Raw genomic sequence first — 13,968 nt, 5'->3', positions numbered from 1 at the left:
GGGGCCCATCCCGGTATCGATCGGCGCAGCCTTGATGGCGGCGGCAACGGCGGCCGGGTCATCTTCACCCGCCTTGGCGATACCGGCTGCCAGGGTTTGCACCGCGGCATAGGTAGTCCAGACGAACGGGCCGGAGGAGTCCTGACCCTTGGCTTTGAACGCCGCCACCAGCGGGGCGTTGGCAGGCACCAGATCATACTTGTTCGGCAGGGTCACCAGCAGGCCTTCGGAAGCCGGGCCACCGATGGCGGAGATATCCTTGTTACCCACCCCTTCCGGGCCCATGAACTTGGCTTTCAGCCCCTTCTCGCCAGCCTGACGCAGGATCAGACCCAGCTCAGGGTGATAGCCGCCGTAGTAAACGAAATCGACGTTCTCTTTCTGCAGTTTGGCGATCAGGGCGGAGAAGTCCTTGTCACCTGCGGTGATCCCTTCAAAGGCCACCACTTTCACGCCAGCCTTGTCTAGCGCCGCTTTGACGCTGGAGGCGATCCCTTCACCGTACTGCTTCTTGTCGTGGATAACGGCCACGCGCTGGGGTTTGACCTGCTCGATGATGTACTTGGCGGCAGTCGGGCCCTGATCGCTATCCAGACCAATGGTGCGCAGGGTCAGCTGGTAACCGCGCTCGGTGATCTTGGGGTTGGTGGAGGCGGGGGTGACCATCAGGATCCCCTCGTCTTCATAGATGTCGGAGGCGGGCAGGGTATTGTCGGAGCAGAGGTGGCCGACCACAAACTTGACGCCGTCGTTCACCACCTTGTTCGCGACAGCCACCGCCTGTTTGGGATCGCAGGCATCGTCATAGACGACCGCTTCGATCTGCTTGCCATTGATACCGCCAGCCTTGTTGATCTGCTCGACCGCCATCTTGCCGCCGGTGAACTGCATGTCCCCGTACTGGGCTACCGGACCGGTGACCGGGCCTGCGATACCGATCTTGATGGTGTCTGCCGCGTGAGCGATGGAGATCGATCCAAACAGAGCCAAAGAAACCGCTGCGCCAACTGTGATTTTGCTCAACTTATGCATTGATTCGTCCCTTAATCAGTGGATTGTTTCATTTCCGTGTGCCATTCCGGATCTACATCCCGTGCATCCGGCTATAGGTATGGTTCTATCATTCCTCACGGGGCAATAACAAGCTGTTAAAGATACTAACCAGAGGGGGTTGGATGGGCGGATTTTGAAATAAATGACCTGTTATTTTTGGCTAATCAGAGCTTAATTTTGATTTATTGACTTAACATCTTGGTAACGAGAGGCGATTCTGACAAACGCCAGAGGATTAATCTGGCGATATTTTACTCTGACAGCGCTCCCATTTTGACCAGAATCCATTTGCGCAAACAGAAATGAGCGCCTAAATTAGCCGGCATTGACAATTCCGTGGCAGAGCTCGTTAAAACCAAGCCTTTATTCGGGAAATCTGCTAATGTTCCGCCTTTGACAGTCAGGAGACAGAGATGGCCACTATCAAGGATGTCGCCTCGCGCGCAGGCGTATCCATCTCCACCGTCTCACATGTGCTCAACCACACTCGGCGGGTCAGCGAAGACGCGACCCAGAAAGTGATTGAGGCGGTGGCAGAACTCAACTACGCGCCCAACTCGGTAGCGCGCAGTCTTAAAATAAATTCGACCAAGACCATTGGTATGCTGGTGACCACCAGCGTAAACCCCTTCTTCGCAGAAGTGGTGCAAGGGGTTGAAGCGTACTGCTTCGAACAGGGCTACAGCCTGATCCTCTGCAACACCGAAAACCAGCCGCCTCGCCAACAGCATTATCTGAGAATGCTGATGGAAAAACGGGTGGATGGCCTGCTGGTATTGGGTACCGATATCGACACCCCGTTGCGTGACATGCTGCGCATCCACAAGAACGTGCCGCAGGTGGTACTGGATTGGGGCACGGAGTGCGATTTCGCCAACGTCATCAACGACAACGCCCGCATCGGCGCCCGCATGGCCGTTCGCCATCTGCTGGAGCTGGGGCACCGCGACATCGTCTGCATCACTGGCCAGCTCTCCAAGCCGACCACCCAGCAGCGACTGGACGGGGTACGTGATGCGCTGGGCGAGCACGGTCTGACCCTTAAAGATGAACAGGTCTTTGAAGGGGACTACGAGAGCCAGAGCGGCTTCGATGCCATGCAGCGCATCCTGGCCCTGCAGCCTCGTCCGACCGCGGTCTTTGCCTTTGACGATCCCATGGCGATCGGCGCGATTTGCGCTGCTTGGGAAGCCGGAGTCAAGGTGCCGGACGATATCTCCATCATCGGCTACGACGATGTGGAGATGGCGCGCTTCTCCAGCCCGCCGCTGACCACCATCCGCCACCCAAAGGCCGAACTGGGCCAGCTGGCGGTGAAGCATCTGGTCAGCCGGATCCGCAACAAGGAGCTGGAAGTGGAATCGATGACGGTACAGCCCGAGCTGATCGTCCGTCGCTCGGTCAAACCGCTGCGTTAATCCGCACCCGTTGCCAACACGAAAAACCCCCTCTGTCACGAGGGGGTTTTTGTTTTCGCTGGCTGGAGTACAAGAGGATTTTCCCCAAGCAACTCTGCTTATCCTCACTTCTGTCAGAAGCAGGAATGGTTATTTTTGTGTGTTGTATTTCGGTGAGTAGGGGCCATACAGGATGCCATTAGGCATACCTGCGCTTAGCAGTCTGAAACTGGTTATCCCTGCGATATCATGGCCCTTGTCCATCACAGTGTTGGTGATCTGGTCAACGACAGCGACGACCAGCATGCCAACTAGGCTACCACCACCATTGGACTTTTGCTCTGCGCTTGAAGCGCGGGCTGTACCTTCCCATATGGTTTTGCCGTTACGCAGGTCCACCAATTTTGCTTTCGCTGTCACGGCTGTTTCACTCGAGACCACCATATAGCTGCTGCCATATTCGGTGATGTCCAGATAGAGCGCGGTATCAGCACCAAAAATCTGATGCAGTTTGCTGATGGGTAAAGAGTGGATATCTTCCGCAACAGTCATGCCGTTCTGACGGAAGGTTTCGTTGGTCAGTGAGACCGGGAAAACATAATAGCCAGACTCGGCCAGTGGCATGGTGCTCTGGGAGAGCAGGCTATTGCTGGCTTTAACATCTGGACTGTGGTTTACGGGAGGCAAAACCAGAATGGATGTAGGGTGACTTTCCCGAAATGCTGTGTAGTCATACGCAGCTTGTTGGGATGCGCAACCAGCCAGTAGCAGTGAGCCCATGATGGAAATCAGTAACTTTTTCATTTGGCTGCTCCTTGCTTCTGGGTGAGCAGAAAATTAATGAAAGTGGTTGATTCTGGGAAGAGTTGCTTCTCTTTCTCGAAGTGTTCCAGTGCGAGGTTGTCACGCCCCTGCTGGGCATAAAGCATGGCCAGATGAGCATGGAAACCGGGCGGCACCTTTTCCCCTTTGCCATTGGCTTCTTGCAGGTTTTTCTCAAGCCGATCGATCTGTTCACCGTTATCTTTTTCTTCAAGGTTCTGGTAGACCGAGTCCTGATATTCACCCCAGTTGTACAGGGGCTTGGGTGGGGTCGCACAACCGTAGCTGAAGAGGGCAAAAGCCAGACAGAGTCCTTGACGCATTTTGTTCATTGATTCCCCCTTAGCGAGCCGGTTGCCAGGCACCGTTCTGGATGCCAGAGACCAGATTGTTTACGGCTTCACGAATCGCCAGGTCGAGCACCTTGCCATTGAGTGTGGAGTCATAATCGGCCGTGCCACCAAAACCGATAACTTCGCGGTTGGAAAGCTCGAATTCGCCTGCCCCTTGTGACGAGAAAACAACTTCTGACGTTTTGACATCGACGATGTTGAGGTTGACTTTGGCATAGGCGATCTGCGATTTGCCCCTGCCGAGAATGCCAAACAGCTGATGATCTCCCACCGCTTTTCGGCCAAATTCAGTGACATCGCCTGTGACGACGTAATCGGCGCCTTTCAGCGTCTGAGTCTCTTTCTTGAGCCCTGCTTCCGCTTGCAACTCTTCCATGTTGGCTCTGTCCAGAACACTGAAACGGCCAGTTTGTTGCAGGTGGGTGATCAGGATTGTCTTGGCCTGGCTACCCAGGCGGTCGTTACCATCGGAGAATATACCGCGCATGTAGCTTGAGCGATTATCAAACTTGCCCACAGAAATGGGGCTGCGAGTGCCTTGGTATTGGGTCTGGTAAGAGGTCACTTTGGCAACTTCAAGTGTTCGGGAGGATTCGCTTGCACAACCCGCAAGTGTCAAGCTTGCTGCGATAGTCACAGCAACAATGTGATACTTTGTCATGACAGCCTTATTAAGTTTATGATTATTAATGTTTTTTTGTGGGGCCTGTATCGTATACCAATGAAGCTCCCAACGGAACCTTTTCAGCTGGAAGCCTTAATAAAACTCCTTGTTGTGCTTTGGTAACCAAGGTGGGGGATTGAAGGGGGATCTCCAAATTTTGCAGTGTGATCGTTGTGTTGGACTGAAAACTGTCAGTTGTATGCACCAAGACCCAATTCCAGCCCATATGATAAACATTCCCCCCGTTTGACCCACCTCGCATTTTGCCTGTTAATCGTTTGATCAATATCAACAAAGGGTTAAGTTCTGATGGACTCCCGACTTAACCGTTCCATCCTGTAGGTTGGGTATGACTGTCAAGGATGGTGTCTTATGTTCCCCCCTCGCAAGCTGGGTCACCAGATCACGCTGCTGGCAATCGGCGGCATCGTATTGCTCGCCGTGGTGCTGCTTACCTTTAATCTGTTTGAAAATCGCCAGCGGGCGCTCGCGGCCGAGCAGGCTGCACTGCAGAGCCAGCTCCAGAATGTGGAAGCGGTGATCAAAAACACCAGCCATGAAACCGTGCTGGCGGCGACCCTGATCGCCCAGCGGCCGGATGCAGCAAAGGCGGTGGCCGACAAGGATTGGCAGACCCTCGCCAATCTGTTTGATCCGCTCTGGCCCGCTATCAAGGCGCAGGGGATCGAGCAGTTCCAGTTCCACTTGCCGCCAGCCACTTCCCTCTATCGGGTACACAAGCCTGAAAAACACGGTGATGACCTCTCTGCCATTCGCCCCACTGTGGTTGAGGTGAATCGCGAGCATCATGCCGTTGGCGGGTTGGAGATTGGCGTGGCTGGTACCGGTTTGCGCGGGGTCGTGCCGGTCACCTTCAACGGGCAGCCGGTCGGTTCGGTGGAGTTTGGTCGTGCTCTGGATGAAAAACTGTTTGGCCAACTGCTGGACAAGCAGGTGCAGCTCGCCATCTATCTGTTTGAGCAGGGCAAACTAGTGACGCTGGTTGGCACATCCCGGCTTGGTGAGGCGATGGAGTGGTATCAGCCGGTACTGGCCGGTGAGGAACGTTTCGTCAATATGACGCAACAGGGGAGTGATTTGCTGGTGATGGCGGCGCCCCTGCGCGATTACTCAGGCAAGGCGGTCGGTATCATCGAGTTGACCCGGGATCACAGTCTGGTCGCGGCCGATCTGGCTCGTCAGGGCTGGCAGATGGCGATCATCTCTCTGATAGGGGCTCTGGTGATTGCCATGGTGATGGCGTTTGCACTCAATCGCATCAATCGACCGCTGCTCGACAGCGTCAAGGCGCTGGAGGCGCTGGCCAATGGCTCCGGCGATCTTGGCAGCAAGCTGCCGGTGGCGGGGCCGGAGGAGATCCGCCGCCTCGGGTCGGCGTTCAATGGCTTTGTTGCCAAGATCCGCGACACCATCAGCCAGCTCACCGCGACTCTGGGCGAACTGGCTGGCGAGAGCGAGCGGCTGTCGCGCAGTGCGGCGGGCAACCTTGGCAGCATGACGCGCCAGCAGGAGCAGACCACCCAGCTCGCCACCGCCATGACCGAGATGACCAGCACGGTACACGAGGTAGCCAACAACACGGCACAGGCGGCCGAAGCGGCCAACGAAGCGGACAATCAGGCGGTCACCGGCGATGAGGTGGTGCAGCAGAGCGTCAACATGATCGAACAGCTGGCCGAGGAGATCGCCAGCGCGGGCAACACGGTGAAAGAGGTCGCCAAGGCCAGCGAGCAGATTGGCTCTGTGCTGGCGGTGATCCAGTCCATCGCCGAGCAGACCAACCTGCTGGCTCTCAACGCCGCCATCGAGGCGGCCCGGGCCGGTGAACAGGGGCGCGGTTTTGCGGTGGTGGCCGACGAGGTGCGCTCGCTGGCCGGGCGCACCCAGCACTCCACCGCCGAGATCCGCGGCACCATCGAGCAACTGCAACGGGCGGTGGGCACCACGGTGACCATGATCGAACACAGCGTCTCGCGAGCGGGGGAGTCGGTGGAGCGGGCCAATCAGGCGGGAGAAGCCCTCGGCCGGATCAAGGGGGCGGTCAACAGCATTCGCGACATGAACACCCAGATCGCCGCCGCTTCGGAGGAGCAATCCTCGGTGAGCGACGAGATCACCCGCAACATCGTCAGCGTCCACGAGATCTCCCAGGCCACCACGCTGGTGGCGCGGGATACCGCCCATATCGCCAGCCATGTGGCGACCCTGGTGGACAAGCTGGGGGATCTGGCCGGGCAGTTTCAGGATGGTTCCAACGTGCGGATGGTGCTGAGTCGTGCCCGCGCCGCTCATATGGGCTGGAAGACCCGTGTCCGAGCCTATCTGGATGGGCAGGAGGGGCTGTCGCGCAGCGAGGCGGTCAGTGACAAGGAGTGCCGCCTTGGCCACTGGTACTTCAGCGAAGGGCAGGCATGCTGCGGCGATCAACCGGCCTTCAGGGCGATGGCCGCCCCCCACGCCAGATTGCATCAGGTGATCCAGCAGGTTATCGAGCTGAAAAATCAGCACAAGCATGAAGAGGCGGAGGCGCTCTACCGCGAGATCGAGCAGAACTCAGAGCAGGTAGTGGGCAGCATCGATCAGTTGCTGCAGGAGATGACCACGCCGGAGCGTTAATGACGAGCGGATCGGATAGCCAAAGGGCTGACAGCGATGTCAGCCCTTTTTCATGGTGCGGGTCTGGGGCGAGGTTACTGCTCCAGACGCAGATCCTGATAACGGGCGGCGGTGATGAACTGGCCGAAGGTTTCACACCAGACGATCACGCTGCTGTAGCGGGCCGGATCGATCGTGGCGGGCAGCGGCACGATAAAGTTGTCGAAGGTCTTCACCGGCCCGACTCGCACCATCTGATCCTTGAGGCGGGCAAAATCGGCTTCGGTCTCGACAAACTCGGGGGAGAGGTAGAGCTGGTAGTCCGGCCCGGGGGCCAGCTTGCCCATCAGGCTGACGGCATCCGGCCCTATGCTCACCTTGCCTTCCCCCCAGTGCAGCCGATCGCTGTCTTTCAGATCCCGGCGAAAGGTGCCGTGGAATCTCGCCTGCTGCTGGCTGGCCGCGACCAGCTCGGTATCAGGGGCGGGTGGCGCGATCAGGATCGGCAGGGTGTAGACACCAGCGGCAAAGCCTGCCGCCGCGACCAGCAGATGGGTGCCCAGCAGCAGGGCCATGGTTTTGCGTCTCATGATATCTCGGTCGTTGATGAACAGGTGCCAGCATCATAGCAGTGGTGCTGGCTAAAGCGCTTGTCGTCCAGCGCAATGGAGCCGGATGTTTGCGCAGCCCTGGCCGACATGGCTTACAGGCTGTCGAAATCCACCTCGGGCAGGGTTTCGAAGCCGGGGCGGGCGAACAGGTAGCCCTGCATCAGGTTGATGCCCATCTCACGCAGACAGGCCATCTCTTCGCGGGTCTCGATCCCCTCCGCCAGCGGGGTGATCTGCAGCTCCGCAAACAGTGCCAGACAGTGGCGCACTATGGCTTGCCGGGTCGGGTCATGGTCGATGCCGCGCAGCAGGTGCATATCGAGTTTGACGATATTGGGGTGAAAATCGGCCAGCAGGTTGAGGCCCGAGTAACCGGCACCAAAGTCATCGATCGCCGTTTTGAAGCCGAGGGCCTGATAGTGATCGACGATGCCGCGAAGATGCTGGCTATCCTGCACCTGCTCCACCTCGGTCAGCTCGAACATGATCTGCGCGATGGGGAAGTGGTGCTCGCGGGCCGCCTGCAGGGTGGTGCGGATGCAGCGCTCCGGACGGTAGACCGCGTTTGGCAGAAAATTGATGCTCAGCATGCCCCGCATATCGAGCCGGGCGGCCAGCGCGATGGCCTTGATGCGGCACAGCTGATCGAAACGGTAGCGGTTGTCGTCGTTGACCCGGGCAATCACGCTCTGCGCCGGTTCGTTGTTGATCCCCCGCACCAGCGCCTCATAGCCGAATATGGTGCGCTGGCTGCAATCGACGATGGGCTGGAAGGCCATGGTGAAGTCGAAGTCGAGACCGGCTTTCTCCTGACACAACTGGCAGATGGCGGGGGACGGGGCGGCAGGTATATCCATGACTTTCCTCTTGGGCGTGGCGGCGCTGGGCACTGTCTCAAATGATAACAGCTGATCACCCCCCCTGTAGGTTCGATTAGTGCAGCGTAATCGGACGATCGAGAGGCTTTGATTAAGGTTGTTGCCGTGTAACCGTGTCGGCCAGCCGGAGGGTGGAATTAGGCTGGCCGTTATGGCGGGAGAGTCTATTTACGCGAATGTCCGATTACGCCTGACGGCTAATCGAACCTACGGTTTGGATGAGGCAAGAGCCCCCATTTTCGTCGATCGATATAGTGTAAAAAGATACCGATTTGAGGCAGGGGGCAGGTGATAACTAGATCTGTACAAACTGTGCAATCTGTATAAAAACTAATTTTAATATTTACTGTGGAATAAACTTATTGTTTTGCTCATCAAATTTAAACTTATATGTAACTTTTTCTCGTGGATGGTGTTGGGTATCATTATCACCATAAGCAAGACCAGAAATGGTTACCATGCCTTGGTCATTTTTCATTTCTGTTACCTGCACGAGATTGGTATAAGGTAATTTATAACTAGTGTCAACAACAGGTGTGTTCCTAAAGCCATTAATTGCAACCACGGTTAGTTGTGGTAGCCGAGTTCCATTCCCACCATTACATCCCATATCACCAGCCCAATAAACTAACCATTTCGAGCCTACATCATCTTCTACAGAGTAACCTTCTGATAATCTTACCGCACTATATTGTTTTAACTCACCAGGCTCCCCTTCGCCACCTACTTGGCAAGCGACAGTCTCACTGTAGTCTCTTACTAAACGGGATATTGTGGCGTCATCAGCTGCAAATGAAGGGTTGATTAAAAATAAAGTGGTGGTAATTAATATTTTATTCATAGTGTTCCATCCATGGGGTGATTAACCTAGTTTTTCAAATAACGCTTATATCGTAATATGTTTTTGTATCTTGCTATATAAAAACGGCGCCTTACGACGCCGTTCTTTGATCTGGTTAGCAAACTCTAATCACTGCAGCAGCGAGATATCCGCGACTTGCAGGAACAGGTTGCGCAGGTTGTTCAGCAGTGCCAAACGGTTGGCCTTGAGGGCCTCGTCGTCGGCCATCACCATCACTTCGTTGAAGAAGGTATCGACCGGCTCGCGCAGGGCGGCCAGACGGGTGAGGGCAGCCTGATAGTCACCGGCGGCGAACAGCGGGGCCAGTTCGGCTTGCAGTTCGGCAACCTGGGTGGCCAGCGCCTTCTCGGCGGCATCGGCCAGCAGTTCCGGTTTGACGGCAGTCGGCAGTTCGCCTTCGACCTTGGCCAGAATGTTGCTCACGCGCTTGTTGGCGGCAGCCAGTGCCAGTGCGGCATCCAGCGTGCGGAAGTGGCTGACGGCCTTGACGCGACGATCGAAGTCGAGCGGACGGGTCGGGCGGCGGGCCAGTACGGCCAGCACCACGTCGGCACCGATGCCTTCGTCCTGATAGGCGGCGCGGAAGCGGCCCAGCATAAAGTCGACCACGTCGGTGACGACGGTTTTGTTGGTCAGCTTGTCGCCGTAGACGCGTACCGCTTCTTCAACCAGTTCAACCAGATCCAAGTCCAGCTGCTTCTCGGTCATGATGCGCAGGGCACCGATGGCGGCGCGACGCAGGGCGAACGGGTCCTTGTCACCCTTGGGCAGCATGCCGATGCCGAAGATACCGGCCAGGGTGTCGAACTTGTCGGCCAGCGCGACGGCGCAGGCAACCAGACCGGACGGCAGGGTATCACCGGCAAAGCGCGGCATGTACTGCTCGTTGAGGGCCACGGCCACCGCTTCGTCTTCGCCATCGTGACGGGCGTAGTGCATCCCCATGACACCCTGGGTGTCGGTGAACTCGCCGACCATGTTGGTCATCAGGTCACACTTGGAGAGCAGACCGGCACGCTTGGCCTGAGCTACGTCGGCACCGATACGTTCGGCGATAAAGCCGGCGACGGTCTCGATGCGCTCGACCTTGGCCTTGACGGTGCCAAGCTGTTGCTGGAACAGCACGGTTTCAAGGCGCGGCAGGCGGGAGGCCAGAGTCTGCTTGAGGTCGGTCTTGAAGAAGAACTCGGCGTCAGAGAGACGGGGGCGAACCACCTTCTCATTGCCGCTGATGATCTGGCTCGGGTCTTTGGATTTGATGTTGGTGACGAAGATGAACTTCGGCAGCAGCTTGCCGTTCTTGTCGTAGACCGGGAAGTACTTCTGGTCACCCTTCATGGTGTGAACCAGCGCTTCAGCCGGAACGGCCAGGAACTTCTCTTCGAAGTTGGCGGTCAGCACCACAGGCCACTCGACCAGTGCGGTCACTTCTTCCAGCAGGGCGTCGTCCAGATCGGCCACGCCACCGAAGGCGGCAGCGGCCGCTTCGACGTCAGCCTTGATCTTGGCCTTGCGCGCCATAAAGTCGGCAATCACCATGCCGCGCTCCTGCAGGATCTGCGGGTACTGGCTGGCGTTGTCGATGGTGAACTCGCTCTCACCCATAAAGCGGTGACCGCGGATGGTGCGGGCAGAGTCGATACCCAGAATGTGAGCGGGAACCAGCTCGCCATCCAGCAGCAGGGTCACGGTGAAGACCGGACGCACGAACTGGATGGTCTTGTCGCCCCAGCGCATCATTTTCGGGATCGGCAGCTTGGCCAGCGCCTGGCTAACCAGCTCGCCCAGCAATTCTTTGGCCGGACGGCCTTCGACCTTGGCTGTGTGAACCAGCCACTCACCCTTGTCGGTGACCAGACGCTCGGCCTGCTCAACGGTGATGCCGTTGCCACGGGCCCAGCCTTCGGCTGCCTTGGTCGGCTTGCCTTCGGCATCGAACGCCTGCGCCACGGCCGGGCCGCGCTTCTCGACGCTCTTGCTCGGCTGTTCGCCAGCCAGCTCGCTTACCTTCAGCGCCAGACGGCGCGGTGAGGCAAACCACTCGACGTCGCCGAAGGCCAGGTCGGCCTTGGTCAGTTCGGCTTTGAAGTTGTCGGCAAAGGCTTCGGCCAGGGAGCGCAGGGCTTTGGGCGGCAGCTCAGCAGTACCGATCTCTACCAGAAATGTATGTTGTGCCATGTCCGTTCCTTAACCTTGCTTGTTCTCACTGCGCTGACACATAGGGAAGCCCAGCGCTTCGCGGGAGGCGTAGTATGCCTCTGCCACGGCCTTGGTCAGGGTGCGAATGCGCAGGATGTAGCGCTGACGCTCGGTGACCGAGATGGCCTTGCGGGCATCCAGCAGGTTGAAGGAGTGAGCGGCTTTGAGGATGCGCTCGTAGGCAGGCAGCGGCAGCGGTTTTTCCAGTGCCAGCAGATTCTGGGCTTCCTTCTCGTACTGCTCGAAGCAGTGGAACAGGAACTCCACATCGGCGTGTTCGAAGTTGTAGGTGGATTGCTCCACTTCGTTCTGGTGGAACACGTCGCCGTAGGTGGTCTTGCCCAGCGGACCGTCAGACCAGACCAGATCGTAGACGCTGTCCACGCCCTGAATGTACATGGCCAGACGCTCGAGACCGTAGGTGATCTCGCCGGTGACCGGCTTGCACTCGAGGCCGCCAACCTGCTGGAAGTAGGTGAACTGGGTCACTTCCATGCCGTTCAGCCACACTTCCCAGCCCAGACCCCAGGCACCCAGAGTCGGGTTTTCCCAGTTGTCTTCCACGAAGCGGATGTCATGGATTTCAGGATCCATGCCCAGCTCTTTCAGGGAGCCCAGATAGAGTTCCTGAATGTTGTCGGGGGAAGGCTTGATGATCACCTGGAACTGGTAGTAGTGCTGCAGGCGGTTCGGGTTTTCACCGTAGCGGCCGTCGGTCGGACGGCGGGACGGTTGCACGTAGGCGCAGGCGATGGGCTCCGGGCCCAGGGCACGCAGACAGGTCATGGGGTGGGAAGTACCGGCACCCACTTCCATATCCAGCGGCTGAATGATGGTACAGCCCTGGCGGGACCAATAGTCCTGCAGCTGCAGGATCAGGCCCTGAAAGGTTTTGACATCGAATTTTTGCATAATTTTTTTCGCGCGAAGTGAAAATCAGAGCAAGATTTGCTGAATGTGAACCGAGGGAGTATACCGTCTGGCATGGTCGGATAATAGGCGAAATTGCAGCGGATTCGCGGGATGGTGCTGCGTTGTGGCTGGTCGGGCGGGATGTCCGGTATATGATGTGAGCAGTGCCGCCTGCAGAGTGGGCAGGGTCGGGCAAACCGCTGAAATAACGAGGGAGAGGAAATGGAACTGCGCTGCGCCTGGGTGACCAAGGACCCGGAATACATTGAATACCATGACAAACAGTGGGGCAGGCCGGTCTATGACTCGCGTGAGCTGTTTGCCAAGCTCTGCCTCGACGGCCAGCAGGCGGGGCTGTCGTGGATCACCATCCTCAAGCGCACCGAGAGCTATTACCGCGCCTATGCCGACTTTGATCCGGTGCAGATTGCCCGCTTCGACGAGCAGGATGTGGAGCGGTTGATGCAGGACAGCGGCATCATCCGCAACCGGCTCAAGGTGCAGTCGATCATCAGAAATGCCCGCGCTTATCTGGCCTTGCAGGAGCAGGGGATCGACTTCGCCGACTACCTGTGGGGCTTTGTGGGCGGCGCCCCCATCGTCAACCAGCGGCAGGGCAACGGCGATATTCCGGCGACCTCGCCGGAGTCGGATGCCATGTCGAAAGCACTCAAGAAGCTTGGCTTCAACTTCGTCGGCAGCACCATCTGTTACGCCTTTATGCAGGCGGTGGGGATGGTGAACGATCATCTGGTCAGCTGCCCTTGCCACGCCGAGTGTCAATTACCGCGCTGATAGCCCGCCGATTGCCCAAAAAAACACCACTCTCGCCATCTGTTCAGGCTTGCGTCAGACAATGGCGTGCCAGCGCGTTACAATCCGGCCCCCGGCATGGTGCCGGATTGTTTTCACAGAGGTTTTTTCATGCGAGCCAAGATCCTGGTGCCTGCTCTGGCACTGACCGTTGCCCTGAGCGGCTGTACCACCAACCCCTACACAGGTGAATCCCAGACCTCCAAAGGTGCCTGGGGCGCGCTGGCTGGCGCCGCTGCCGGTGCGGCCGTAGGTGCGCTCTCCTCCAGCAAGGGTGACCGCAAGAAGGGCATCCTGACCGGCGTTGCTGCCGGCGCGGCGCTGGGTGGCGGTATCGGCTACTACATGGACGTGCAGGAAGCCAAGCTGCGCGAGAAGCTGCAGGGCACCGGCGTCAGCGTGACCCGCAATAGCAATGAGCTGATCCTCAACATGCCGAACAACGTCACCTTCGACAGCTCCAGCTCCCAGCTGAAAGCGGCCGGTGCCAACACCCTCTCCGGCGTGGCCATGGTGGTTGCCGAGTTCGACAAGACCCGCCTGAACGTGGTCGGTCACACCGACAGCACAGGTTCCCGCGATCTGAACATGAAGCTCTCCCGCGATCGTGCCGATGCCGTTGCCGCCCAGCTGATTGGTCAGGGCGTAGCAGGTAGCCGCATCTCCACCACCGGCGTGGGGCCGGATCAGCCGGTTGCTACCAACAGCACCGCCGCTGGCAAAGCCCAGAACCGCCGCGTGACCATTACCCTGACCCCGACCGCCTAAGTTGCTCAGGTTTCGGTAAC

13 protein-coding genes are annotated in these 13,968 nt (G+C 58.0%); 4 read left to right on the top strand and 9 right to left on the bottom strand.

Features of this window, described 5'->3' with window-relative positions:
- Positions 1 to 1,032, bottom strand: a 1,032-nt coding sequence (locus L972_RS01840; RefSeq protein WP_047434891.1) for a branched-chain amino acid ABC transporter substrate-binding protein, incomplete at its 3' end; no start/stop codon positions are given.
- A 434-nt stretch (positions 1,033 to 1,466) separates the two neighbouring features.
- On the opposite strand from L972_RS01840, the gene L972_RS01835 reads away from it, so the two are divergent.
- A complete protein-coding gene (locus L972_RS01835) occupies positions 1,467 to 2,471 on the top strand; it encodes a substrate-binding domain-containing protein (RefSeq protein WP_005355925.1) in 1,005 nt (334 codons plus the stop codon).
- A gap of 129 nt (positions 2,472 to 2,600) precedes the next feature.
- Here L972_RS01835 and L972_RS01830 read toward each other — a convergent pair whose 3' ends face one another.
- Genes L972_RS01830 through L972_RS01820 form a run of 3 tightly spaced genes read right to left on the bottom strand, consistent with a single transcriptional unit; the run spans position 2,601 to position 4,286 of the window.
- Complete coding sequence (locus tag L972_RS01830) at positions 2,601 to 3,254, bottom strand: DUF799 domain-containing protein (RefSeq protein WP_047434838.1); 654 nt, start codon at positions 3,252 to 3,254, stop codon at positions 2,601 to 2,603.
- Entirely contained in the window at positions 3,251 to 3,604 is a 354-nt protein-coding gene (locus L972_RS01825) for a DUF4810 domain-containing protein (RefSeq protein WP_050498494.1), read from the bottom strand. Before L972_RS01825 ends, L972_RS01830 begins: the two co-directional genes overlap by 4 nt.
- Positions 3,605 to 3,614: 10 nt before the next feature.
- Complete coding sequence (locus L972_RS01820; RefSeq protein WP_042054701.1) at positions 3,615 to 4,286, bottom strand: CsgG/HfaB family protein; 672 nt, start codon at positions 4,284 to 4,286, stop codon at positions 3,615 to 3,617.
- Positions 4,287 to 4,661: 375 nt separating this feature from the next.
- On the opposite strand from L972_RS01820, the gene L972_RS01815 reads away from it, so the two are divergent.
- Complete coding sequence (locus L972_RS01815; protein ID WP_047434833.1) at positions 4,662 to 6,926, top strand: methyl-accepting chemotaxis protein; 2,265 nt, start codon at positions 4,662 to 4,664, stop codon at positions 6,924 to 6,926.
- Positions 6,927 to 7,000: 74 nt separating this feature from the next.
- Here L972_RS01815 and L972_RS01810 read toward each other — a convergent pair whose 3' ends face one another.
- From L972_RS01810 to glyQ, 5 genes are all read right to left on the bottom strand, one after another.
- Entirely contained in the window at positions 7,001 to 7,495 is a 495-nt protein-coding gene (locus L972_RS01810; RefSeq protein ID WP_047434831.1) for a DM13 domain-containing protein, read from the bottom strand.
- Positions 7,496 to 7,608: 113 nt separating this feature from the next.
- Positions 7,609 to 8,373: an EAL domain-containing protein gene (locus tag L972_RS01805; protein ID WP_047434829.1), complete on the bottom strand. Its 765-nt coding sequence runs from the start codon at positions 8,371 to 8,373 to the stop codon at positions 7,609 to 7,611.
- 364 nt (positions 8,374 to 8,737) lie between these two features.
- Complete coding sequence (locus L972_RS21255; RefSeq protein ID WP_136502317.1) at positions 8,738 to 9,235, bottom strand: hypothetical protein; 498 nt, start codon at positions 9,233 to 9,235, stop codon at positions 8,738 to 8,740.
- A 129-nt stretch (positions 9,236 to 9,364) separates the two neighbouring features.
- Positions 9,365 to 11,434, bottom strand: a complete 2,070-nt coding sequence (gene glyS / locus L972_RS01800) for a glycine--tRNA ligase subunit beta (RefSeq protein ID WP_047434826.1) — start codon at positions 11,432 to 11,434, stop codon at positions 9,365 to 9,367.
- Between the two features lie 9 nt (positions 11,435 to 11,443).
- Positions 11,444 to 12,367, bottom strand: a complete 924-nt coding sequence (gene glyQ, locus L972_RS01795; RefSeq protein ID WP_005339464.1) for a glycine--tRNA ligase subunit alpha — start codon at positions 12,365 to 12,367, stop codon at positions 11,444 to 11,446.
- Between the two features lie 222 nt (positions 12,368 to 12,589).
- On the opposite strand from glyQ, the gene L972_RS01790 reads away from it, so the two are divergent.
- Together L972_RS01790 and L972_RS01785 are read left to right on the top strand one after the other, a co-directional pair.
- Positions 12,590 to 13,162 (top strand): DNA-3-methyladenine glycosylase I, encoded by a 573-nt coding sequence (locus tag L972_RS01790; RefSeq protein ID WP_047434822.1) that lies wholly within the window; start codon positions 12,590 to 12,592, stop codon positions 13,160 to 13,162.
- A gap of 129 nt (positions 13,163 to 13,291) precedes the next feature.
- Positions 13,292 to 13,948 (top strand): OmpA family lipoprotein, encoded by a 657-nt coding sequence (locus L972_RS01785; RefSeq protein ID WP_047434819.1) that lies wholly within the window; start codon positions 13,292 to 13,294, stop codon positions 13,946 to 13,948.
- Positions 13,949 to 13,968: the final 20 nt, after the last annotated feature.

This window comes from Aeromonas sp. ZOR0001, assembly GCF_000801015.1.
Lineage (GTDB): Bacteria > Pseudomonadota > Gammaproteobacteria > Enterobacterales > Aeromonadaceae > Aeromonas > Aeromonas veronii.
Note: the sequence above shows the minus strand (reverse complement) of the source record. Positions and strands in the feature narration are given on the sequence as shown.

Excerpts from the sequence above, each read along its gene's own strand:
- L972_RS01835 (WP_005355925.1), top strand. The coding sequence starts at position 1,467 with ATGGCCACTATCAAGGATGTCGCCTCGCGCGCAGGCGTATCCATCTCC.
- L972_RS01830 (WP_047434838.1), bottom strand. The coding sequence starts at position 3,254 with ATGAAAAAGTTACTGATTTCCATCATGGGCTCACTGCTACTGGCTGGT.
- L972_RS01825 (WP_050498494.1), bottom strand. The coding sequence starts at position 3,604 with ATGAACAAAATGCGTCAAGGACTCTGTCTGGCTTTTGCCCTCTTCAGC.
- L972_RS01820 (WP_042054701.1), bottom strand. The coding sequence starts at position 4,286 with ATGACAAAGTATCACATTGTTGCTGTGACTATCGCAGCAAGCTTGACA.
- L972_RS01815 (WP_047434833.1), top strand. The coding sequence starts at position 4,662 with ATGTTCCCCCCTCGCAAGCTGGGTCACCAGATCACGCTGCTGGCAATC.
- L972_RS01810 (WP_047434831.1), bottom strand. The coding sequence starts at position 7,495 with ATGAGACGCAAAACCATGGCCCTGCTGCTGGGCACCCATCTGCTGGTC.
- L972_RS01805 (WP_047434829.1), bottom strand. The coding sequence starts at position 8,373 with ATGGATATACCTGCCGCCCCGTCCCCCGCCATCTGCCAGTTGTGTCAG.
- L972_RS21255 (WP_136502317.1), bottom strand. The coding sequence starts at position 9,235 with ATGAATAAAATATTAATTACCACCACTTTATTTTTAATCAACCCTTCA.
- glyS (WP_047434826.1), bottom strand. The coding sequence starts at position 11,434 with ATGGCACAACATACATTTCTGGTAGAGATCGGTACTGCTGAGCTGCCG.
- glyQ (WP_005339464.1), bottom strand. The coding sequence starts at position 12,367 with ATGCAAAAATTCGATGTCAAAACCTTTCAGGGCCTGATCCTGCAGCTG.
- L972_RS01790 (WP_047434822.1), top strand. The coding sequence starts at position 12,590 with ATGGAACTGCGCTGCGCCTGGGTGACCAAGGACCCGGAATACATTGAA.
- L972_RS01785 (WP_047434819.1), top strand. The coding sequence starts at position 13,292 with ATGCGAGCCAAGATCCTGGTGCCTGCTCTGGCACTGACCGTTGCCCTG.